This is a genomic window from Salmonella sp. GDC200615, assembly GCF_050574145.1.
Classification (GTDB): domain Bacteria; phylum Pseudomonadota; class Gammaproteobacteria; order Enterobacterales; family Enterobacteriaceae; genus Salmonella; species Salmonella enterica.
The window spans coordinates 4,414,582-4,436,539 of sequence record NZ_CP192247.1; the positions used below are offsets into that span (position 1 = coordinate 4,414,582).

Annotated in this window: 19 protein-coding genes and 2 pseudogenes; 4 read left to right on the top strand and 17 right to left on the bottom strand. The window is 53.4% G+C overall.

The features are described from left to right. Positions 1-87 precede the first annotated feature (87 nt). From rffG to trxA, 8 genes are all read right to left on the bottom strand, one after another. The gene (rffG, locus tag ACQ29O_RS21425) at positions 88-1,155 is read right to left on the bottom strand and encodes a dTDP-glucose 4,6-dehydratase (RefSeq protein WP_000822146.1); all 1,068 of its coding nucleotides are present in this window, start codon (positions 1,153-1,155) and stop codon (positions 88-90) included. Continuing rightward, positions 1,155-2,417, bottom strand: a complete 1,263-nt coding sequence (gene wecC, locus ACQ29O_RS21430; protein ID WP_020937214.1) for a UDP-N-acetyl-D-mannosamine dehydrogenase — start codon at positions 2,415-2,417, stop codon at positions 1,155-1,157. Before wecC ends, rffG begins: the two co-directional genes overlap by 1 nt. Then, on the bottom strand, positions 2,414-3,544 hold the full coding sequence (gene wecB / locus ACQ29O_RS21435; RefSeq protein WP_000866685.1) for a non-hydrolyzing UDP-N-acetylglucosamine 2-epimerase: 1,131 nt from the start codon (positions 3,542-3,544) through the stop codon (positions 2,414-2,416). Before wecB ends, wecC begins: the two co-directional genes overlap by 4 nt. Before the next feature lie 55 nt (positions 3,545-3,599). Next, complete coding sequence (gene wzzE / locus ACQ29O_RS21440; RefSeq protein WP_000193413.1) at positions 3,600-4,646, bottom strand: ECA polysaccharide chain length modulation protein; 1,047 nt, start codon at positions 4,644-4,646, stop codon at positions 3,600-3,602. Positions 4,647-4,657: 11 nt separating this feature from the next. Continuing rightward, positions 4,658-5,761 carry a UDP-N-acetylglucosamine--undecaprenyl-phosphate N-acetylglucosaminephosphotransferase gene (gene wecA / locus ACQ29O_RS21445; RefSeq protein WP_000771937.1) on the bottom strand — a complete coding sequence of 368 codons (1,104 nt, stop codon included), beginning with the start codon at positions 5,759-5,761 and terminating at the stop codon, positions 4,658-4,660. A 229-nt stretch (positions 5,762-5,990) separates the two neighbouring features. Continuing rightward, on the bottom strand, positions 5,991-7,250 hold the full coding sequence (gene rho / locus ACQ29O_RS21450) for a transcription termination factor Rho (protein ID WP_001054532.1): 1,260 nt from the start codon (positions 7,248-7,250) through the stop codon (positions 5,991-5,993). A gap of 87 nt (positions 7,251-7,337) precedes the next feature. After that, positions 7,338-7,421, bottom strand: a complete 84-nt coding sequence (locus tag ACQ29O_RS21455; RefSeq protein ID WP_134820045.1) for a rho operon leader peptide — start codon at positions 7,419-7,421, stop codon at positions 7,338-7,340. Positions 7,422-7,668: 247 nt separating this feature from the next. Continuing rightward, complete coding sequence (gene trxA / locus ACQ29O_RS21460; protein ID WP_001280776.1) at positions 7,669-7,998, bottom strand: thioredoxin TrxA; 330 nt, start codon at positions 7,996-7,998, stop codon at positions 7,669-7,671. A 143-nt stretch (positions 7,999-8,141) separates the two neighbouring features. Here trxA and rhlB point away from each other — a divergent pair, with 143 nt between their 5' ends. Further along, positions 8,142-9,407 (top strand): ATP-dependent RNA helicase RhlB, encoded by a 1,266-nt coding sequence (gene rhlB / locus ACQ29O_RS21465; protein ID WP_000047525.1) that lies wholly within the window; start codon positions 8,142-8,144, stop codon positions 9,405-9,407. Between the two features lie 136 nt (positions 9,408-9,543). After that, complete coding sequence (gppA, locus tag ACQ29O_RS21470) at positions 9,544-11,025, top strand: guanosine-5'-triphosphate,3'-diphosphate diphosphatase (protein WP_001089447.1); 1,482 nt, start codon at positions 9,544-9,546, stop codon at positions 11,023-11,025. A gap of 39 nt (positions 11,026-11,064) precedes the next feature. Here the strand turns inward: gppA and rep are convergent, their stop codons facing one another. The 3 genes and pseudogenes from rep to ACQ29O_RS21485 form a co-directional block, all read right to left on the bottom strand. Continuing rightward, a complete protein-coding gene (rep, locus tag ACQ29O_RS21475) occupies positions 11,065-13,089 on the bottom strand; it encodes a DNA helicase Rep (RefSeq protein WP_001238843.1) in 2,025 nt (674 codons plus the stop codon). A 99-nt stretch (positions 13,090-13,188) separates the two neighbouring features. After that, positions 13,189-13,326: pseudogene (locus ACQ29O_RS21480) on the bottom strand (nicotinamide riboside transporter PnuC); the annotation flags it as partial. After that, a pseudogene (locus ACQ29O_RS21485) lies at positions 13,278-13,433 on the bottom strand (Crp/Fnr family transcriptional regulator); the annotation flags it as partial. The pseudogenes ACQ29O_RS21485 and ACQ29O_RS21480, both read right to left, overlap by 49 nt. A gap of 193 nt (positions 13,434-13,626) precedes the next feature. Here ACQ29O_RS21485 and ppiC point away from each other — a divergent pair. After that, positions 13,627-13,908 (top strand): peptidylprolyl isomerase PpiC, encoded by a 282-nt coding sequence (gene ppiC / locus ACQ29O_RS21490; protein WP_001096806.1) that lies wholly within the window; start codon positions 13,627-13,629, stop codon positions 13,906-13,908. A gap of 91 nt (positions 13,909-13,999) precedes the next feature. Here the strand turns inward: ppiC and ilvC are convergent, their stop codons facing one another. Continuing rightward, positions 14,000-15,475 carry a ketol-acid reductoisomerase gene (ilvC, locus tag ACQ29O_RS21495; RefSeq protein WP_000024943.1) on the bottom strand — a complete coding sequence of 492 codons (1,476 nt, stop codon included), beginning with the start codon at positions 15,473-15,475 and terminating at the stop codon, positions 14,000-14,002. A gap of 164 nt (positions 15,476-15,639) precedes the next feature. Here ilvC and ilvY point away from each other — a divergent pair, with 164 nt between their 5' ends. Further along, positions 15,640-16,527 carry an HTH-type transcriptional activator IlvY gene (gene ilvY, locus ACQ29O_RS21500; protein WP_001746534.1) on the top strand — a complete coding sequence of 296 codons (888 nt, stop codon included), beginning with the start codon at positions 15,640-15,642 and terminating at the stop codon, positions 16,525-16,527. Between the two features lie 2 nt (positions 16,528-16,529). Here the strand turns inward: ilvY and ACQ29O_RS21505 are convergent, their stop codons facing one another. The 5 genes from ACQ29O_RS21505 to ilvE all read right to left on the bottom strand — a co-directional run bounded on the left by ACQ29O_RS21505 (position 16,530) and on the right by ilvE (position 21,954). Continuing rightward, a complete protein-coding gene (locus ACQ29O_RS21505; RefSeq protein WP_000560824.1) occupies positions 16,530-16,871 on the bottom strand; it encodes a helix-turn-helix domain-containing protein in 342 nt (113 codons plus the stop codon). Further along, the gene (locus ACQ29O_RS21510) at positions 16,868-17,185 is read right to left on the bottom strand and encodes a type II toxin-antitoxin system RelE/ParE family toxin (protein ID WP_000535855.1); all 318 of its coding nucleotides are present in this window, start codon (positions 17,183-17,185) and stop codon (positions 16,868-16,870) included. Before ACQ29O_RS21510 ends, ACQ29O_RS21505 begins: the two co-directional genes overlap by 4 nt. Before the next feature lie 282 nt (positions 17,186-17,467). Further along, positions 17,468-19,012, bottom strand: a complete 1,545-nt coding sequence (gene ilvA / locus ACQ29O_RS21515) for a threonine ammonia-lyase, biosynthetic (RefSeq protein ID WP_001746536.1) — start codon at positions 19,010-19,012, stop codon at positions 17,468-17,470. 2 nt (positions 19,013-19,014) lie between these two features. After that, the gene (gene ilvD, locus ACQ29O_RS21520) at positions 19,015-20,865 is read right to left on the bottom strand and encodes a dihydroxy-acid dehydratase (RefSeq protein WP_001127431.1); all 1,851 of its coding nucleotides are present in this window, start codon (positions 20,863-20,865) and stop codon (positions 19,015-19,017) included. Between the two features lie 159 nt (positions 20,866-21,024). Next, complete coding sequence (ilvE, locus tag ACQ29O_RS21525; protein ID WP_000208532.1) at positions 21,025-21,954, bottom strand: branched-chain-amino-acid transaminase; 930 nt, start codon at positions 21,952-21,954, stop codon at positions 21,025-21,027. Between the last annotated feature and the right edge of the window lie 4 nt (positions 21,955-21,958).

Sequence of the window (21,958 nt, forward strand, 5' to 3'; positions counted from 1 at the left end):
GCGTAATGGGATGCAACCGGGTACCGGAACCTCCCGCCAGAATGATGCCTTTCATTCGTTTCTCCTCCAGGAGTAAGAACCTGCCGTTTAGCGTTTCAGTCCTAAGCGTTCGCCCTGATAACTGCCATCCTGCACGGGTTTCCACCAGGCCTCATTGGCGAGATACCACTGAACGGTTTTTCGCATCCCGCTTTCGAAGGTTTCCTGCGGCGTCCAGCCCAGCTCGCGGGCGATTTTCGACGCGTCGATGGCATAACGTAAGTCATGGCCGGGTCGATCGTCGACGAAGGTAATCAGATCGTGATAATTCGCCACACCCTGCGGTTTTTGTGGGGCCAGCTCTTCCAGCAGAGCGCAGATCGTCCTGACCACATCCAGATTTTTACGTTCGTTATGACCGCCGATATTATACGTTTCGCCCACCGCGCCGTTCGTCACCACGTGATACAACGCACGGGCATGATCCTCTACATACAGCCAGTCGCGAATTTGCTGACCGTTGCCATAGACCGGCAATGGTTTACCCGCCAGCGCGTTCAGAATCATCAGCGGGATCAGTTTTTCCGGGAAATGGTAGGGCCCGTAGTTATTAGAGCAGTTGGTGACAAGCGTAGGCAGACCGTAGGTACGTAACCAGGCGCGTACCAGATGGTCGCTGCTGGCTTTGGAGGCGGAATAAGGGCTGCTTGGCGCATATAGCGTGGTTTCGGTGAAGAAATCGTCTGCAGTATGCAGATCGCCATACACTTCATCGGTGGAGATATGGTGGAAGCGGAGCGCCGCTTTAGCGTCCGCGTCAAGCGCGGACCAGTAAGCGCGAGCGGCTTCCAGCAAGGTGTAAGTACCAACGATATTCGTTTCAATAAACGCCGCCGGGCCGTCGATGGAACGGTCTACATGGCTTTCCGCCGCCAGGTGCATCACGCTATCGGGCTGATACTGCTGGAAAACTCGCTCCAGTGATGCCCGATCGCAGATATCCACCTTCTCAAAGGCGAAACGGTCGCTTTGCGCCACCGACGCCAGAGACATCAGGTTGCCCGCATAGGTGAGTTTATCCACCACCACCACCGCGTCTGCCGTTTCATGGATGATATGCCGCACCACCGCAGATCCGATAAAGCCTGCGCCTCCGGTCACCAGAATGCGTTTCATCAGCGCCAGACTCCTTTGGTATCAACCACATAACGTTGATGAACCGCATCGCCGGGAATCGCTTTAAATTCGTCGTGATCGACCAGCATCACCAGCACATCGGCGGCGGTCAGCGCCGCGTCCAGTTTCGCCAGCGTGCAAAGTCCGTCCAATTTTTTCGGCAACTGACGGATATTCGGTTCGACGACCAGGGTTTCGCCGCTGTGCCAGCAGGCGATACTTTGCGCGATCCCCATCGCCGGGCTTTCGCGCAGATCGTCGATATTCGGCTTAAAGGCCAGCCCAAAACAGGCGATTTTCACTTCTCTGGCGCGTTTATCGGTGGCCGCCAAGCAATCTGCGACCGCGGCTTTTACCTGATCGACCACCCAGTGCGGTTTGCCGTCGTTCACTTCACGCGCGGTGCGAATCAGTCTCGCCTGCTGCGGATTTTGCGCCACAATAAACCACGGATCGACCGCAATGCAGTGCCCGCCAACGCCTGGGCCCGGCTGCAAAATATTGACGCGCGGATGGCGGTTCGCCAGACGGATCAATTCCCAGACGTTAATCCTCTGTTCGGCGCAAATCAGCGACAATTCATTCGCAAAGGCGATATTCACATCACGGAAGCTATTTTCCGTCAGCTTGCACATCTCTGCGGTGCGCGAGTTGGTGACAACGCATTCGCCCTCAAGGAAAATTTTGTACAGCGCGCTGGCGCGAGCCGAACATACTGGCGTCATACCGCCAATCACGCGGTCATTTTTAATGAGTTCCACCATCACCTGACCCGGCAGCACACGCTCCGGACAATAGGCGATATTCACGTCGGCCTGCTCGCCCGCCTGCTGGGGAAAGGTCAGATCCGGGCGCATCCCGGCCAGCCAGCCAGCCATTTGCTCCGTTGCGCCGACCGGCGATGTTGATTCCAGAATCACCAGTGCCCCTTTTTTTAATACCGGCGCAATGGATTTCGCCGCGGCTTCCACATAGGCCATGTCAGGGTCGTGATCGCCTTTGAATGGCGTCGGCACGGCAATCAGGTACGCATCGGCCTCGACAGGTGTCGTCGTCGCACGCAGAAAGCCGCCTTCCACCGCCATCTTCACCACATTGCCCAACGCCGGCTCCACGATGTGAATTTCACCGCGATTTATGGTGTCTACCGCATGTTGGTTGATATCCACGCCGATAACCTGCTTCTGGCGGGAAGCAAAAGCGGCCGCAGTCGGTAATCCGATATACCCCAGCCCAATAACAGAAATGGTCGTAAAACTCATAACGATACCCGATAACTTTTTAACGCCTGTAAAATGCGCGCGCATGATTGCCCGTCACCATAAGGATTATGGGCGCGGCTCATGGTTTGATATTCATTTTCGTCGTGCAGCAGACGCATAACTTCCGCCACAATGCGCCGGGAGTCCGTGCCGATCAGTCTTACCGTACCAGCGGTAATGGCTTCCGGACGCTCTGTGGTTTCACGCATGACCAATACCGGCTTACCTAATGACGGCGCTTCTTCCTGAATACCGCCGGAATCGGTCAGAATGAGCCAGGCGTGATTCATCAGCCAGACAAAAGGTAAGTAGTCCTGCGGCTCAATCAGTACCACGTTTTCAACATGGCCGAGGATACGGTTGACAGGTTCGCTGACGTTGGGATTGAGATGCACCGGATAGACAATTTGCACATTCTGGTTCGCGGCGGCGATTTCCGCCAGCGCCTGGCAGATATGCTCAAAGCCCTGACCAAAGCTTTCACGCCGATGACCGGTCACCAAAATCATCTTCTTATTCGCGTTGAGGAAAGGATACTGCTCGGCCAGTTCAGCCTGTAATGTATCGCTCGTCAGAACGCGATCGCGTACCCAGATCAGCGCGTCAATAACGGTATTGCCAGTGACAAAAATGCGCTCATCCGGAATGTTCTCCCGCAACAGATTCTGCCGCGAGTTTTCCGTCGGCGCAAAGTGGTACATCGCCAGATGTCCGGTCAGCGTGCGGTTTGCCTCTTCCGGCCAGGGGGAATAGAGATCGCCGGTTCGCAACCCGGCTTCTACGTGCCCTACCGGAATTCGTTGATAGAAAGCCGCCAGGCTGGTAGCAATCGTAGTGGTGGTATCGCCATGAACCAGCACCACATCAGGTTTAAAATCTGCCAGGATCGGCTTTAATCCCTCCAGAATTCGGCAGGTAATTTCCGTCAACCCCTGTCCCGGCTGCATAATGTTGAGATCGTAATCAGGCACAATAGAAAAAAGAGTTAATACCTGATCAAGCATCTCCCGATGCTGCGCAGTAACGCATACTTTGGCCTCGAAATGAGGATCTTTTTCCAGCGCATGGACCAGAGGCGCCATCTTAATGGCCTCCGGTCGTGTACCAAATACAGTCAGTACTTTCACATCGATTCTCTTCGAATAGACAGTAGGGGCCCAGCCCCCTACTGCAGAGGTGTTGCTAAATCGTGCGGCGACGGGTTAAGGCAACGCCCGCACCGATTAGCGCCCCAACGATACCCCACATGATCATCAGGAAGGCTCGGCGTGGGCTATCACGTTTTACCGGTTCTTCCGGCGTACGCAAATAACGATAGGTCTGAAAACGAGGGTCCAGGGTCGGCCCCACATTAAGCGTATTCAACATTGCCCGATTTTGAAAGTAGTCCAAATCGAACGCAGGGCCAACCGCTTGCAGATTTTCAAGACGCGCCTGCAACATAGGGCGACCGAGTAAAAAAAGCTCTGAGTCCGGTAATTCATCCGCCGGGACATCCGTCGCGCTACGAGAAATATTATGTTGTTCCGCAATTTTGAGCGCCTGCTCAATACTGTTTACACGACGCGAATAGATCGCTTTCGCAACCTCCTCCTGCCGTTTGACCTGGGCTTTCATCTGCACGGTACGCGCAGCCCAGGCACCTTTTAATTCATCATTCAGATGGCTCGCCGCCCGCTGGCTGGCGAATGCGACATACTGACGCAGCAGATTATTGGCGTCCGGCGCAGTTTCAGCAATCAGCTTCACATTGTCGTTGATGGCGCGTGTAAAATCGCCGGGCGTAAACTGTATGTTATTGATCAGTTCATCAAGCATCGCCGCATCAGCTTTGCTATTCCCGACCATTCGCTGCTTGTAATAGTCCGTCTGTAACCAGAAATCGCGACGCGTATCCCAGGAGGCAAGTTGCATGATGAACTCTTTATACGCTTCATCCATCACCGAGGGCTTATCAGAAGAAGCAGGATCGGTCTTAATATCCAGGTTGCGCAGAAACTGCTGCTGGGAGTAATAACCGCCCAACATATTTACGGTTGGGCGATCGGTGATCGCCGTCGCACTCCACTCCTGACGAGCAAAAAAGGTATAGGCTAACGCGATAAGGGCAAATAGCAGGCCAATGCCGATAATCCAGAATTTGCCAGCCCATAAAGTACGAAACAACCCGCGAATATCCAGTTCATTTTCAGCGCTCACCGCGCGTGCCCCCGGTAATGGTTGTGTCATCGTATCCTCATTTACTTGGTTAAGTTTGGCCGGTTCTCACGTTGCCTGCGCAGGCGACGCTTCACACGCTTAATAAATCTCGCCACCTTCCAGGCCCGCTTAATGCAGTAGCCATAGAGGAAGAATGCTAGCAAAAAGAGCACCAACATAACCCATTCAGGAACAAAATGAGAGTATTCTGCCGTTACGCCTACTCCCGCCAGAATCGCCGCTGCGAGCGTAATAAGAACAAATGCCTGGCGGGAAGTAAACCCTGCTCGCATAACCAAATGATGAATATGTTGGCGATCAGGGGAAAAGGGGCTCATCCCTTTACGCAGACGGCGATACATAATCGCCACCATATCCATCAATGGAATAGCGATAATCCATAGCGCGGTAACCGGGCTGATAGAGTGAGTTTTCCCCTGCGTCGTTTCCAGTAAAAGCCAGATGACGGTAAAGCCAATCAGTGTACTACCGGCATCGCCCATAAAGACTTTATAACGCCGCCCCAAAATACCGAGATTAAGCATAATGTAAGGCAGAATCGCGGCGATCATGGCAAAGCACCACATTGCCAGACTAGTCTGACCATCAAACCATAAAATCAGCCCCATCGCCGCAAATGAGACGCTGGATAACCCACCCAGCAGGCCGTCAATACCGTCCACCATATTGAAAGCGTTGATCGCCGCCCATACCGCAAACAGAGTAAGGAAATAGCCAAAGGGGCCAAGCACTAACTCCCAAGGCCCAAAGATGTAACCAAGGCTACCTAAGTGAAGTTTTGCGATAACCATCATTACAACCGCAATAACAGCCTGAACCACAGCACGAATTTTTACACTGATATCAAAACGGTCATCCATCGCACCAACAAAAACCAATACACCAGCGCAAATAAGATATAGCGATAAGTGCGGTATGTAGTAATCCGAGAGGCCAAACATAAAGCAGATTCCTGCAAACACAGAAATCCCGCCGACTAATGGGATAACGCCCTGATGTCGTTTACGAAAGTTTGGTTTATCCACTAAACCAATTTTTATGGCTACTTTTCGCGCAAGAAAAATAAAAATGGTCGTGAATAAAAAAATACTGATTAGCTCAGATAAAGCGGTGAGTAACTTCACAGTGTATGTGCTCTCAGCATATATCATTTCCTTAAAGTATAATGCGTTACGCCAGCTCCTAGAAGAGACCTGTTAGAACATTACACTTTTTACCGCAAACAATGTGTATTGTGCATGGTGTTACTCTGTAGCGCATATCCCGATGACCAGTTTATATGACATGACGCCAGGATGAATCGCAAAACAAAAACGCCACGTAAAAACGTGGCGTTTTCAGGTAAAGACCAGGTTATGAGCGCTTCATCATCTCGAAAAAGTCGTCATTAGTTTTGGTCATCGCCAGTTTGTTAATGAGGAATTCCATCGCGTCAATTTCACCCATCGGATGGATGATTTTACGCAGGATCCACATTTTCTGCAGCTCTTCCTGAGTGGTGAGCAGCTCTTCTTTACGGGTACCGGAACGGTTGTAGTCGATAGCCGGGAAGACACGTTTTTCAGCGATCTTACGCGAGAGATGCAGCTCCATGTTACCGGTGCCTTTAAACTCTTCGTAGATAACTTCGTCCATCTTGGAACCGGTATCGATTAGCGCCGTCGCGATGATAGTCAGGCTACCGCCCTCTTCCACGTTACGCGCCGCGCCGAAGAAACGCTTCGGACGATGCAGGGCGTTAGCGTCCACACCACCGGTCAATACTTTACCGGAAGCCGGCACCACGGTGTTGTAGGCACGCGCCAGACGGGTGATGGAGTCGAGCAGGATGATAACGTCTTTCTTGTGTTCAACCAGACGTTTCGCCTTCTCGATAACCATTTCGGCAACCTGAACGTGGCGGGATGCCGGTTCGTCAAAGGTAGAGGCAACCACTTCGCCTTTCACCAGACGCTGCATCTCGGTCACTTCTTCCGGACGTTCGTCAATCAGCAGCACCATCAGCACGCAGTCTGGGTGGTTATACGCTATGCTCTGCGCGATGTTCTGCAGCAGCATGGTTTTACCCGCCTTCGGCGGCGCGACAATCAGACCGCGCTGGCCGCGACCGATCGGCGAAGCCAGATCCAAAACGCGCGCCGTTAAGTCTTCGGTAGAACCGTTACCACGCTCCATACGCAGACGAGAGTTTGCGTGCAGCGGGGTTAAGTTCTCAAAGAGGATTTTGTTACGGGCGTTTTCCGGTTTGTCGTAGTTAACTTCGTTAACTTTCAACAGCGCAAAATAGCGTTCACCTTCTTTCGGCGGGCGAATCTTACCAGAAATGGTATCACCAGTGCGGAGGTTGAAACGGCGGATTTGGCTGGGGGAAACGTAGATATCATCAGGACCGGCGAGGTAGGAGCTGTCTGCAGAACGGAGGAAACCAAATCCATCCTGCAATATCTCCAGCACACCGTCGCCAAAGATATCTTCGCCACTCTTTGCGTGCTGCTTCAGGATGGCAAAAATAATGTCCTGCTTGCGCATACGGGCCAGGTTTTCCAGCCCCATACTTTCGCCGAGAGTGATCAGCTCAGAAACCGGCGTATTCTTTAATTCGGTAAGATTCATAATGGTGTGAGTTCTTAAACTTGGGGTAAATCTCGAACTTAATGTTGTGAATGGTATGGCAGGGTCATCCATGCCTGTTTACGGCTATCAACTCATGTCTGTTCGCTGTCTGGTCACAGGAAAGTACGCAGAACTGAAACGACAAGACGGAATGAGCGAAGAGCCAGGAATCTTTCCACTTCTCGTGCGAGAAAAAACGGGAAGTGACGGATAAAACCAGATTCAAACTTAATAAGGTATGTTTAATTCGAAGTCACTACTAACTTAGCACGACTCAGACCGGGCGTCCAGAGATCCTGACAATTTAAGAATAACGTAAGGACAACAGACGCCACGAAACTGCCTGATACCTTAATCATTCGTCGAATGACAGACGCCTGACTATACAGCGCCTTTGTCATTCGACGTATAAAAGGTATTACGCCAGATTGGCGTCGAGAAACTCTTTCAACTGACCTTTAGACAGTGCGCCTACTTTGGTTGCCGCCACTTCGCCGTTTTTAAACAGCAGCAGAGTCGGAATACCGCGGATGCCATATTTAGGCGCAGTACCTGGGTTCTGGTCAATGTTCAGTTTGGCAACGGTCAATTTGCCCTGATATTCGTCAGCGATTTCATCCAGAATCGGAGCGATCATTTTACACGGCCCGCACCACTCTGCCCAGAAATCAACGAGGATAGCCCCGTCCGCTTTGAGTACATCCGTGTCAAAACTGTCGTCAGTCAGGTGAATAATTTTATCGCTCATATATAACTCCACAGGAATAAGCCTGGCGTGTTGGTGTAGCATTAACCAACGAGGTGCTGATGTTAACTTCGCCAACAAAGGTTGACTTTATTTCACCGGATACGCTTTCGTAAAGCAATAGTAAGCTGATATTCTACCACACTATGAGCAAAACACATTTAACAGAACAGAAGTTTTCCGACTTCGCCCTGCACCCACAGGTGGTTGAAGCCCTTGAAAAAAAAGGGTTTTATAATTGTACGCCCATTCAGGCACTGGCCCTTCCGCTAACGCTGGCGGGTCGTGACGTTGCAGGGCAGGCGCAAACCGGTACCGGGAAAACGATGGCGTTTCTGACGTCAACGTTTCATTATTTACTTTCTCATCCCGCGATCGACGATCGCAAGGTGAACCAGCCGCGCGCGCTGATCATGGCGCCGACGCGTGAATTAGCCGTACAAATTCACGCAGACGCGGAGCCGTTGGCGCAAGCGACAGGCTTAAAATTAGGCCTGGCTTACGGCGGCGATGGTTACGACAAGCAGCTTAAAGTGCTGGAAAGCGGCGTTGATATTCTTATTGGTACGACGGGCCGACTGATCGACTACGCCAAACAAAATCACATTAACCTCGGCGCCATTCAGGTCGTCGTACTCGATGAAGCCGATCGCATGTACGATTTGGGTTTTATTAAAGATATCCGCTGGCTGTTCCGCCGTATGCCGCCGGCTGCGCAGCGTCTGAACATGTTGTTCTCCGCCACCCTGTCTTATCGGGTTCGCGAGCTGGCGTTTGAACAGATGAACAACGCCGAATATGTTGAAGTGGAACCGGAGCAAAAGACCGGCCACCGCATTAAAGAAGAGCTTTTCTACCCCTCTAATGAAGAGAAAATGCGTTTACTGCAAACGCTGATCGAAGAAGAGTGGCCGGATCGCGCCATTATTTTCGCCAACACCAAGCATCGTTGCGAAGATATCTGGGGACATCTGGCGGCAGATGGCCATCGTGTTGGTCTGCTGACCGGCGACGTCGCGCAGAAAAAGCGCCTGCGGATTCTGGATGAGTTCACCCGCGGCGATCTGGATATTCTTGTGGCGACCGATGTCGCGGCGCGCGGGTTGCATATCCCCGCCGTAACGCACGTCTTTAACTACGATCTGCCAGACGATTGTGAAGACTATGTTCACCGTATCGGTCGTACCGGTCGCGCTGGCGCCAGCGGGCATTCCATCAGCCTGGCTTGCGAAGAGTATGCGCTGAATCTGCCCGCCATTGAGAGCTATATCGGCCACTCGATTCCGGTCAGCAAATACAATCCGGAAGCGCTCATGAACGATCTGCCCAAGCCGTTGCGTCTGACGCGTTCGCGTCCTGGCAATGGTCCGCGCCGCGCTGGCGCTCCGCGTAATCGTCGTCGTTCAGGTTAAGAAAAGTTATGCCATACACAAAATCAATTAGCCTGTATCAAGGCGGCAAGAAAACAAATCCCGATGAGCTTACTTTAGTAAATGATTCAGGGGAGAGTACGCAGCCAACACGGATACAGGTTGAAGGATGAAGTGTATGAATTCCACCTCGTTGTATGCCGCCATTGATCTCGGTTCCAATAGTTTTCATATGCTGGTCGTGCGCGAGGCGGCGGGAAGCATCCAGACGCTGACCCGAATAAAACGTAAGGTGCGTCTGGCCGCGGGTCTGAACAACGACAACCACCTTTCAGCCGAAGCGATGGAACGCGGCTGGCAATGCCTGCGTCTGTTTGCTGAACGTTTGCAGGATATCCCGCAGCCGCAAATCCGCGTGGTTGCCACCGCAACATTGCGTCTCGCCGTCAATGCGGGTGAATTTATCGCGAAAGCGCAGACTATCCTTGGTTGTCCGGTGCAGGTTATCAGCGGCGAAGAAGAGGCGCGGCTGATTTATCAGGGGGTCGCTCATACCACCGGCGGCGCAGATCAGCGACTGGTGGTGGATATCGGCGGCGCCAGCACTGAACTGGTTACCGGCACTGGCGCGCAAACCACGTCGCTATTTAGCCTGTCGATGGGCTGCGTAACGTGGCTTGAACGCTATTTTAGCGATCGTAATCTGGCGCAAGAAAACTTTGATGATGCGGAGAAGGCCGCGCGCGATGTACTGCGTCCGGTCGCCGATGAACTGCGTTTTCATGGCTGGAAGGTCTGCGTGGGTGCCTCCGGCACCGTACAGGCATTGCAGGAAATCATGATGGCGCAGGGGATGGACGAGCGCATTACGCTCGCCAAACTGCAGCAGCTAAAACAACGCGCGATACAGTGCGGGCGTCTGGAAGAGCTGGAAATCGAAGGCCTGACGCTGGAGCGCGCGCTGGTTTTCCCAAGCGGGCTGGCTATTCTGATCGCGATATTTACCGAGCTGAACATCCAGAGCATGACGCTGGCAGGCGGCGCGTTACGCGAAGGGCTGGTGTATGGGATGTTGCATCTGGCGGTAGATCAGGATATCCGCAGCCGCACGCTGCGAAACATTCAGCGTCGGTTTATCGTCGATACCGATCAGGCAAATCGCGTGGCGAAGCTGGCAGATAACTTCCTCAAACAGGTAGAAAATGCCTGGCATATTGAGCCTATCAGTCGTGAACTGTTGCTTAGCGCTTGCCAGTTGCATGAGATCGGTCTGAGCGTTGATTTTAAACAGGCGCCCTATCATGCCGCCTATTTAGTACGCCATTTGGATCTGCCTGGCTATACGCCCGCGCAGAAAAAATTGCTCGCCACCCTCTTACTGAATCAGACCAATCCGGTCGATCTCTCTTCGCTTCATCAGCAAAACGCGGTACCGCCCCGTGTTGCGGAACAGCTATGCCGTTTGCTGCGACTGGCGATTCTTTTTGCCGGTCGCCGTCGTGACGATCTGGTACCAGAAATTACGCTACAGGCGCTAAATGAAAATCTGACGTTAACCTTGCCTGGCGACTGGCTGGCACATCACCCGCTGGGTAAAGAGTTGATTGATCAGGAAAGCCAGTGGCAAAGCTATGTACACTGGCCGCTGGACGTTCGCTAACCGTAGTTTGATTGCCGGATGACGCTTCGCTTATCCGGCCTACGATTTCGCTCGCTTTGCCGCCATCATGGCTTTCAGATTAGCCAGGTGACTTTGCCCTTTTTGCATTCGCTCCTCAGCGCTTACCACTTTGCGCTCCTGCTCCCAGATTAAATCATCCTGCGGCAGTTCTAACAGGAAGCGACTGGGTTCCGGGCGCACCAGTTCCCCATACTGACGGCGCTCTTTACATAATGTAAAGGTGAGCTCTTTCTGCGCACGAGTGATCCCGACATAGGCCAGCCGACGCTCTTCCTCAATATTGTCTTCGTCAATGCTGCTTTGATGCGGCAAAAATCCTTCTTCCATTCCCACCATATAGACATACGGGAATTCCAGTCCTTTCGACGCATGAAGCGTCATCAACTGTACCTGATCCAGCTCTTCTTCGCTCTCGCCGCGCTCCATCATATCGCGCAGCGTAAAGCGTGTAACCACCTGGGTGAGCGTCATCGGCTCATCGAGTTCGTTGCCTTCCAGCATCTCAGTCATCCAGCTAAAGAGCTGGTTAACGTTTTTCATACGCATTTCCGCCGCTTTGGGGCTCGGCGAGGTTTCGTACAACCAGGATTCATAGTCAATACCGTGGATGAGATCGCGCACGGCGGCGACAGGCTCGCGTTCGGCCAGACGCTGGATTTCCCCCAGCCAGTGGGTAAAACGCGTCAATGAATCGTAACCACGCCCGGTCAGCTTTTGGCTAAGCCCCATATCAAAGCTGGCGGTAAACAGGCTTTTATTACGCGTCATTGCCCATTCACCCAGCTTTTGCAGCGTGGCCGGACCGATTTCGCGTTTTGGCGTATTCACGATGCTCAGGAAAGCGCTGTCATCATCCGGGTTGGTCAACACCCGCAGGTAGGCCAGCAGGTCTTTAATCTCCGGACGGGAGAAGAATGAGGTGCCGCCGGAAATTTTGTACGGAATGCGGTTCTGCATGAGGAATTTTTCAAATACCCGCGACTGATGATTCCCGCGATACAGAATGGCGTAATCCTTGTACTGGGTCTTGTTCACAAAGTGATGGGCAATCAGTTCTCCGGTAACGCGCTCAGCTTCATGCTCTTCATTGTTTGCGCTTAACACTTTGAGTTCCGCGCCGTAACCGAGTTCGGAAAAGAGGCGCTTTTCAAAGACGTGCGGATTGTTGGCGATGAGAATATTCGCCGCTTTCAGGATGCGGCCCGAAGAACGATAGTTTTGCTCCAGTTTAATCACCTGCAGCGCCGGAAAGTCCTGGCTCAGTAACACCAGGTTTTGCGGACGCGCCCCGCGCCAGGAGTAGATAGACTGATCGTCATCGCCTACGACCGTAAAGCGCGCGCGTTGCCCAACCAGCAGCTTAACCAACTCATACTGGCTGGTGTTAGTATCCTGATATTCATCCACCAGTAGATAACGAATTTTATTCTGCCAGCGCTCGCGCACCTCGTCATTGCGTTGCAGCAGCAGCGTCGGCAGCAAAATCAAATCATCAAAATCGAGAACGTTGCATGCCTTCATATGGGCGTCGTAAAGCCCGTAGCAGTGGGCAAAAATACGATCGCGTTCACCTTTCGCCCCCGCCGCTGCCTGTGCAGGCGTTTTGAGATCGTTTTTCCAGTTGGAGATCGTGGAGATCAGCTGTTGCAACAGAACCTTGTCGTCTTCGATCAGGCCTTCGGTCAGCTCTTTGAGCAAGGCGACCTGGTCGGTATCGTCAAACAATGAAAAGTTCGATTTCATCCCCAGCGCAGCGTACTCGCGCTTAATAATATCCAGCCCTAGCGTATGAAAGGTGGAGATCATCAAACCGCGCGCTTCCTTACGGCCGAGCGTCTGCCCGACGCGTTCTTTCATCTCACGCGCTGCCTTGTTGGTAAACGTCACCGCCGCAATATGCCGGGCCTGATAGCCGCATCCGCGGATCAGGTGGGCGATTTTATTGGTAATTACGCGAGTTTTACCAGAACCCGCTCCTGCCAGCACCAGGCAGGGTCCGGTGACGAATTCGACAGCGTGTTGTTGGCCGGGATTTAAACGCATGGGAATAGTGCTCAATCTTCGAACGGGGGAGGGATTGTAGCAGAAAGCGAGGCCCAGAGAAGACCAGGCTGCTTTTTCAGGCAGCCTGGAAAAGGTCAATCAGCAGGCTCTGGCGGCAAGCGGCGTATAGCCATTACGCTGTGCGCTCTTGATCCAACTGAAAGAACCCATTAGCGCGATCGCCGTCAGCAGAACATACTCAAGCGACATCGCATAAACGCCCTGTACTGCATGATTTCCAACGGGCAGTATTTGAGTAATTCATAGAGCACTGGGTCGCGTACGACCTGGCGTAGCCCTAAAAGCCAGTCGTCTGGAAATTCTGCGTTTTTCATTATGTTCATGGTATCTCGCCCCTTGTCAGAAAGGACAGGACCGCCGTCCCGCACATCCGAAATACGCCTGCTAAAAATGCCGCTTATCTCCCAGTTCATTAAATCAGGCGGGACATCTGTCCTGTAATGGCGAAGAGTATATGTCTGACGGCCTAAGGAGTGATAAAGTGACGGCCAATCTTTGCGACGTGAGAACACAATAATGGCAAAAATGGCAGCAGCACTGCATATCCTTGTAAAAGAAGAGAAACTGGCTTTAGATCTTCTGGAGCAAATTAAAAACGGCGGCGATTTTGAGAAGCTGGCGAAGAAGCATTCTATCTGCCCATCCGGTAAAAAAGGCGGTCATTTAGGCGAATTTCGTCAGGGCCAGATGGTTCCGGCATTCGATAAAGTAGTCTTTTCCTGCCCGGTACTGGAGCCAACCGGCCCGCTGCATACCCAGTTCGGTTACCACATCATTAAAGTATTGTATCGCAAATAAAAAACCGGGTAGCGGCTACGCCTTACCCGGCCTACATCGTCTGCTTGATTTTGTAGGTCGGGTAAGCGCTAGCACCACCCGACAAGGTATATCAACCCGCTACCGCAATACGCTTCATATCCGTCATATAGCCGCGCAGTTTCTTACCTACCTGCTCAATCGCATGGCTACGAATCGCGTCGTTCACGTCGCGAAGCTGTGCGTTGTCTACCGCGCCTTCCGGGATAGCACTACCCAGATCGCCCGGTTGCAATTCCGCCATAAACGGTTTCAGCAGCGGTACGCAAGCGTAAGAGAACAGGTAGTTACCGTATTCTGCGGTATCGGAGATAACCACGTTCATTTCGTACAGGCGCTTACGGGCGATGGTGTTCGCGATCAGCGGCAGTTCGTGCAGTGATTCGTAGTAAGCGGATTCTTCGATGATGCCGGAATCGACCATGGTTTCGAACGCCAGCTCAACGCCCGCTTTCACCATCGCGATCATCAGCACGCCTTTATCGAAGTACTCCTGCTCGCCGATTTTACCTTCAAACTGCGGTGCGGTTTCGAACGCGGTTTTACCGGTCTCTTCACGCCAGGTCAGCAGTTTCTTATCGTCGTTCGCCCAGTCAGCCATCATGCCGGAAGAGAATTCGCCGGAGATGATGTCATCCATGTGTTTCTGGAACAGCGGCGCCATGATCTCTTTCAGCTGTTCGGACAGCGCGTAAGCACGCAGTTTCGCCGGGTTAGACAGACGGTCCATCATCAGGGTGATGCCGCCCTGCTTCAGCGCTTCGGTGATGGTTTCCCAGCCGAACTGAATCAGTTTTTCCGCGTATGCCGGGTCGGTGCCTTCTGCCACCAGCTTGTCGAAGCACAGCAGAGAACCGGCCTGCAGCATACCGCACAGAATAGTCTGCTCGCCCATCAGGTCGGATTTCACTTCCGCCACGAAAGAAGATTCCAGTACGCCCGCACGGTGACCACCGGTGGCCGCCGCCCAGGCTTTAGCAATCGCCATGCCTTCGCCTTTCGGATCGTTTTCCGGGTGAACGGCGATCAGCGTCGGCACGCCGAAACCACGTTTGTACTCTTCACGCACTTCGGTCCCCGGGCACTTCGGCGCCACCATCACCACGGTGATGTCTTTACGGATCTGCTCTCCCACTTCCACGATGTTGAAGCCGTGGGAGTAGCCCAGCGCTGCGCCGTCTTTCATCAGCGGCTGTACAGAACGTACAACGTCGGAGTGCTGTTTGTCCGGCGTCAGGTTAACCACCAGGTCAGCCTGCGGGATCAGCTCTTCGTAGGTGCCTACTTTGAAGCCGTTTTCGGTCGCTTTACGCCAGGAGGCGCGCTTCTCAGCAATAGCTTCTTTACGCAGGGCGTAGGAAATATCCAGACCGGAGTCACGCATGTTCAGGCCCTGGTTCAGACCCTGAGCGCCACAGCCGACGATGACCACTTTTTTACCCTGAAGGTAGCTCGCGCCGTCGGCGAATTCGTCGCGGCCCATAAAGCGACATTTACCCAGCTGCGCCAGCTGCTGGCGCAGATTCAGTGTATTAAAGTAGTTAGCCATGATGGTGTACTCCGTGATGTTGTGTTGTCGCGCTTATTGTTCGGTTTACAGATTGCTATCTGTGCGAATGAACCCACATTACAACAGGAAATTTATTGCGGAAATTGATATATTCACAACGTTATGTTGCGGTTTATGCAACGTCAAAAACCGGAGGTCTGTCTGTGGATTTACGCGATCTAAAAACCTTCCTGCATCTGGCGGAAAGCCGCCACTTTGGCCGCAGCGCGCGGGCGATGCACGTCAGCCCCTCCACGCTCTCCCGGCAGATTCAGCGGCTGGAAGAAGATCTCGGCCAGCCGCTGTTTGTGCGTGATAACCGCACGGTCACGCTGACCGAAGCGGGTGAAGAGCTGCGAGTGTTTGCCCAACAGACGCTTTTGCAATATCAGCAGTTGCGCCATACCCTCGATCAGCAGGGGCCATCCCTTTCCGGCGAACTGCATATTTTCTGCTCGGTGACCGCGGCATACAGTCATCTGCCGCCGATCCTCGACCGCTTCCGCGCCGAACATCCCTCGGTGGAAATTAAGCTCACCACCGGCGACGCCGCCGACGCCATGGACAAAGTGGTCACCGGCGAGGCCGATCTGGCGATTGCCGGTAAGCCGGAAACGCTGCCCGGTGCGGTGGCGTTTTCGATGCTGGAGAATCTGGCAGTGGTGCTGATCGCCCCGGCGCTGCCCTGCCCGGTGCGTAATCAGGTTTCGGTCGACAAGCCAGACTGGTCGACGGTGCCGTTTATCATGGCCGACCAGGGGCCGGTACGCCGTCGCATTGAGCTATGGTTCCGCCGGCATAAAATCAGCAATCCGCAGATTTACGCCACCGTCGGCGGTCACGAAGCGATGGTCTCAATGGTGGCGCTGGGCTGCGGCGTGGCGCTGCTGCCGGAAGTGGTGCTGGAAAACAGCCCGGAGCCAGTGCGCAACCGGGTGATGATTTTAGAACGCAGCGATGAAAAAACGCCGTTTGAACTCGGCATCTGCGCGCAAAAAAAGCGGCTGCATGAGCCGCTAATTGATGCGTTCTGGAAGATTTTACCGAATTAGTTTTACGGCCCTACCATTACCCGAACAGGCTTCCCAATACGGCTAAGCATATTCACCAGAGCATCAATGGTGAATTTGCTGCATTTCTTGTTGACGACATCCGAAACGCGCGGTCGGGATATATGCAAAACTGTAGCAACCTCGGCTTGCTTCATCTGGTTTTGCGTAATCCAGAGGGTAATTTCTTCCATTAGCTGTTGTTTAATGGCTAACGTGTTTTCGATTTCATTCAGGGAATCAGCGTAAAACTTTTCTGCGTCCTGCTTATGAAACCCCAAATCAGCAAAAACATTACCGCCAGATGGCGTCACATGGCGAATATCACTATCAGTTTTGGCAATCACAAGCTGTTTCTCCGTTGTTGCACCACCCGGTTATAACGCGTTCTGGCGATGTTTTTATCATGCTGACTGGTTTGTTGCGTCTGTTTTTGGAAACTATGCAAAACGTAGAGTGCTTCTTCAAACTTAGCGACATACATAACGCGATAGATACCATTGTTGTCACGAATACGAATTTCATTTACCCCAGCCCCAATTTCTGAAAACGGTTTCCAGTCATCGGGTTCAATTCCATACTGAATTTTGTGAAGCTGATAACCGACTGCTTTACGTACCGTTATGGGAAAAGCCAGGAGACCCTCCAGAGAAGATCCCACCCATCGAATTTCTTTTTCATTGGAGAGAGCTCGGGTGAGTAACATAACACCCTTGTGTATAAAATTTTATACATTGCTTTTAACAGGTGCAAATGATGGCGGTGCTAACGATATGGTGAGCCGAGTTTCACCACAAGCAGATTGGGCGCCTTCTGGAAAACGTCTCGCAAAATTAAATGAGTGGATGCTCCGGGCTGGCAGAAAAGCCGAATAACTGAGGGAAGATCATATCTGGATATCAGGCCCACTTTACTTTGTGGGCCTGAAAAACTAAACGCTGAATTAACCCGCCAGAAAGAACCGGAACGCCGGGTTATTGCTCTCATCATGGCATTCATAGCCCAGCTCATGCAGCCGGGTTTCGAAATCCGGCTCATGATCGCCTAACTCGAACGCCGCCAGCACGCGGCCATAATCGGTACCGTGGCTGCGGTAATGGAATAGCGAAATATTCCAGTGCGTGCCAAGCGTATGCAGGAATTTGAGCAACGCGCCGGGCGACTCCGGAAATTCAAAGCTGTAGAGGCGTTCCTGTAGCGGATGGGATGGACACCCGCCGACCATATAGCGCACATGCAGCTTCGCCATTTCATCGTCGGAGAGATCCACTACGCTATAACCGCCGTCGCACAGTTGGGTGATAATCTCTTTTCGCTCCTCCAGCCCCTGACTGACGCGTACGCCGACAAAAATACAGGCATTTTTCGCGTCGGCAAAACGGTAGTTAAATTCGGTGACCATACGCCCGCCAAGCAACTGGCAGAATTTGAGAAAGCTCCCCTTTTCTTCCGGAATGGTCACCGCCAGTAACGCTTCGCGCTGTTCCCCCAGCTCGCAGCGTTCAGACACATAGCGCAAGCCGTGGAAGTTGACGTTGGCGCCGGAAAGGACGTGCGCCAGGCGTTCGCCGCGAATATTGTGCAGGGCGATATATTTTTTCATCCCCGCCAGCGCCAGCGCGCCGGACGGCTCCGCCACCGCACGCACATCTTCAAACAGATCTTTCATCGCCGCGCAGATAGCGTCGCTATCGACTGTAATAATGTCGTCGAGATATTCCTGGCACAGGCGGAAGGTTTCGTCGCCGATGCGTTTTACCGCCACGCCTTCAGCAAATAACCCAACGCGCGGGAGATCCACTGGATGACCGGCTTCCAACGCCGCTTTCAGGCAGGCGGAATCCTCCGCTTCGACGGCAATCACTTTGATTTGCGGCATCAATTGTTTGATCAGTACCGCTACGCCCGCCGCCAGGCCGCCGCCGCCAACCGGCACAAAGACACGATCGAGATGCGAATCCTGCTGAAGCAGCTCCAGCGCCAGCGTGCCCTGCCCGGCGATCACCATTGGGTGATCAAACGGCGGCACCCAGGTAAAACCCTGCTGCTGCGCCAGTTCAATAGCTTTCGCTTTCGCTTCATCAAAATTAGCGCCGTGCAACAGCACTTCGCCGCCAAAACCGCGTACCGCATCGACTTTAATATCCGCCGTTGCTTTTGGCATGACGATCAGAGACTTCACGCCAAGCCGCGCGGAGGAAAACGCCACGCCCTGTGCATGGTTCCCCGCCGACGCGGTAATCACGCCGTGGGCTTTTTGTTCTTCGGTCAATCCGGCCATCATCGCGTAAGCGCCGCGCAGCTTAAAGCTATGTACCGGCTGCCGGTCTTCGCGTTTGACGAGAATAACGTTATCCAGACGTGACGAGAGCTTTTCCATTTTTTGCAGCGGCGTCACCTGCGCCGCTTCGTATACTGGCGCGCGTAGCACCGCGCGCAGATACTCCGCCCCTTCCGGCGCGACTGACAGTGGTTGAGACTCCGCCATCATCAACCTCCCAGTTTCGATTTATCGCGCACCGCGCCTTTATCGGCGCTGGTCGCCAGGCTGGCGTAGGCACGCAGGGCAAACGAAACCTGACGCTGACGATTTTTCGGCGTCCAGGCTTTGTCGCCACGAGCCTCCTGCGCCTCACGGCGTGCGGCGATTTCAGCCTCGTTCAACTGCAACTGAATGCTGCGGTTCGGGATATCAATCGCAATAGTGTCGCCATCTTCAATCAACGCAATAGTGCCGCCGCTGGCCGCTTCCGGCGAGACGTGGCCGATGGAAAGACCCGAAGTACCGCCGGAGAAACGCCCATCGGTGATGAGCGCGCAGGCTTTGCCCAGCCCCATCGACTTCAGGAAACTGGTCGGATAGAGCATTTCCTGCATTCCCGGCCCGCCTTTCGGCCCTTCGTAGCGGATCACGACTACATCGCCTTCCACTACTTTGCCGCCGAGAATCGCCTCTACCGCGTCGTCCTGGCTTTCATACACTTTAGCCGGGCCGGTAAATTTAAGGATGCTGTCATCCACGCCTGCGGTTTTCACAATGCAGCCGTTTTCGGCGAAGTTGCCATACAGCACCGCCAGACCGCCGTCTTTGCTATAGGCATATTCCAGCGAGCGGATGCAACCCGCTGCGCGGTCGTCATCCAGCGAATCCCAGCGACAATCCTGCGAGAACGCCTGGGTAGTACGGATACCGGCAGGGCCAGCACGGAACATTTTTTTAACCGCTTCGTCCTGCGTAACCGTGATGTCGTACTGTTCCAGCGTTTGCGGCAGCGTCAGGCCTAATACGTTTTTCACGTTGCAGTTCAGCAGCCCGGCGCGATCCAGCTCGCCTAAAATACCCAGCACACCGCCGGCACGGTGAACATCTTCCATATGATATTTCTGGGTACTTGGCGCCACTTTACACAGCTGCGGCACCTTGCGGGACAGCTTGTCGATATCACTCATGGTGAAGTCGATTTCCGCTTCCTGCGCCGCCGCCAGCAGGTGAAGAACGGTGTTGGTCGAACCGCCCATCGCGATATCCAGCGTCATCGCGTTTTCAAACGCGGCTTTGCTGGCGATGTTACGCGGCAGTGCACTTTCGTCGTTTTGCTCGTAATAGCGTTTAGTCAGTTCAACAATCCGCTTACCGGCATTGAGGAACAACTGCTTACGGTCAGCGTGAGTTGCCAGCAGCGAGCCGTTGCCCGGCTGCGACAGGCCCAGCGCTTCGGTCAGGCAATTCATGGAGTTAGCGGTAAACATGCCGGAGCAGGAGCCGCAGGTTGGACAGGCGGAGCGTTCAACCTGGTTACTTTGATCGTCAGAGACTTTCGGGTCCGCTCCCTGAATCATGGCATCAACCAGATCCAGCTTGATAATTTTGTCTGAAAGCTTGGTTTTCCCGGCTTCCATCGGTCCGCCAGAGACAAAGATCACCGGAATATTCAGGCGCAGCGAGGCCATGAGCATCCCTGGGGTGATTTTGTCGCAGTTGGATATACACACCATCGCGTCAGCGCAGTGAGCGTTCACCATGTACTCAACGGAGTCGGCGATCAGCTCGCGCGACGGCAGTGAATAGAGCATACCCCCGTGCCCCATGGCAATCCCGTCATCCACGGCAATAGTGTTGAACTCTTTCGCCACCCCGCCGGAAGCTTCAATCTGTTCGGCGACCAGCTTACCGAGATCGCGCAGATGAACGTGACCCGGCACAAACTGAGTGAATGAGTTCACCACGGCGATAATCGGTTTGCCAAAATCACTGTCGGTCATTCCGGTGGCGCGCCACAGCGCGCGGGCACCCGCCATATTACGACCATGGGTGGTGGTGGCGGAACGGTACTTAGGCATGCTTTATTTACTCCCCATCTTTTCCCTTCATACTTCACGCCACAGGTGCGTTGGCTGCCTCACTCACCCCAGTCACTTACTACAGTAAGCCCTGGGGATTCGCTGCGTTACCGCCTTCCTGTGACGCAAATTATTTTGGGAAAATATTAATTTTATTTATTATGAATTTACCGGATCCAACCAGCCCCATTTATCCTCGGTTTCTCCAGTGAAGAGACCAAAGAAGGCTTGTTGGATACGCTTGGTGACAGGACCGCAGCGGCCTTCGCCTACCTGGATACCATCAACGCTGCGTACCGGAGTAATTTCTGCCGCGGTTCCGGACATAAACACTTCGTCGGCCAGATACAGCGACTCACGGGACAGCACCTGCTCGCGCACTTCAATACCCAGCTCTTTCGCCAGTTTGATGATCGCATCGCGAGTAATGCCTGGCAGCGCGGAAGAGGTAAACGGCGGAGTAAACAGCACACCATCTTTTACCTCAAACAGGTTTTCACCTGCGCCTTCGGAGATATAGCCGTTTACATCCAGGGCGATGCCTTCCTGATAGCCGTGGCGGCGCGCTTCGCTACCCACCAGCAGTGAGGAAAGATAGTTCCCGCCCGCTTTGGCGGCGGTTGGAATGGTGTTCGGCGCAGCGCGATTCCAGGAAGAAACCATCGCATCGATCCCCTGATCCAGCGCTTCGGCACCCAGGTATGCCCCCCACGGGAACGCGGCGATGATGACGTCAGTGGTGTATCCCGGGGGCGGGTTAACGCCCATACCGACATCGCCGACAAATACCAACGGACGGATATAGGCGCTGGTCAGGTTGTTTTTGCGGATCACTTCGCGGCAGGCTTCCATCAGCTCATCAATACTCTGGGAAACCGGAAAACGATAAATTTTTGCTGAGTCGCGCAGGCGCTGCATATGTTCACGATGACGAAACACTACCGGGCCTTTGTGAGAGTCGTAGCACCGAATCCCTTCAAATACCGACGTACCGTAGTGCAGCGCGTGAGACATTACGTGAACCTTCGCGTCTTCCCAGCGCACCATCTCGCCATTGAACCAAATATAATCAGCTTTTTTCGTCGTCATTTTT

Bases quoted from the DNA above. Each gene is read 5' to 3' on its own strand.
- rffG (WP_000822146.1), bottom strand. From the start codon at position 1,155: ATGAAACGCATTCTGGTGACCGGAGGCGCAGGCTTTATCGGATCTGCG.
- wecC (WP_020937214.1), bottom strand. From the start codon at position 2,417: ATGAGTTTTACGACCATTTCTGTTATTGGGCTGGGGTATATCGGATTA.
- wzzE (WP_000193413.1), bottom strand. From the start codon at position 4,646: ATGACACAACCATTACCGGGGGCACGCGCGGTGAGCGCTGAAAATGAA.
- rho (WP_001054532.1), bottom strand. From the start codon at position 7,250: ATGAATCTTACCGAATTAAAGAATACGCCGGTTTCTGAGCTGATCACT.
- trxA (WP_001280776.1), bottom strand. From the start codon at position 7,998: ATGAGCGATAAAATTATTCACCTGACTGACGACAGTTTTGACACGGAT.
- rhlB (WP_000047525.1), top strand. From the start codon at position 8,142: ATGAGCAAAACACATTTAACAGAACAGAAGTTTTCCGACTTCGCCCTG.
- gppA (WP_001089447.1), top strand. From the start codon at position 9,544: ATGAATTCCACCTCGTTGTATGCCGCCATTGATCTCGGTTCCAATAGT.
- rep (WP_001238843.1), bottom strand. From the start codon at position 13,089: ATGCGTTTAAATCCCGGCCAACAACACGCTGTCGAATTCGTCACCGGA.
- ppiC (WP_001096806.1), top strand. From the start codon at position 13,627: ATGGCAAAAATGGCAGCAGCACTGCATATCCTTGTAAAAGAAGAGAAA.
- ilvC (WP_000024943.1), bottom strand. From the start codon at position 15,475: ATGGCTAACTACTTTAATACACTGAATCTGCGCCAGCAGCTGGCGCAG.
- ilvA (WP_001746536.1), bottom strand. From the start codon at position 19,012: ATGGCGGAGTCTCAACCACTGTCAGTCGCGCCGGAAGGGGCGGAGTAT.
- ilvD (WP_001127431.1), bottom strand. From the start codon at position 20,865: ATGCCTAAGTACCGTTCCGCCACCACCACCCATGGTCGTAATATGGCG.
- ilvE (WP_000208532.1), bottom strand. From the start codon at position 21,954: ATGACGACGAAAAAAGCTGATTATATTTGGTTCAATGGCGAGATGGTG.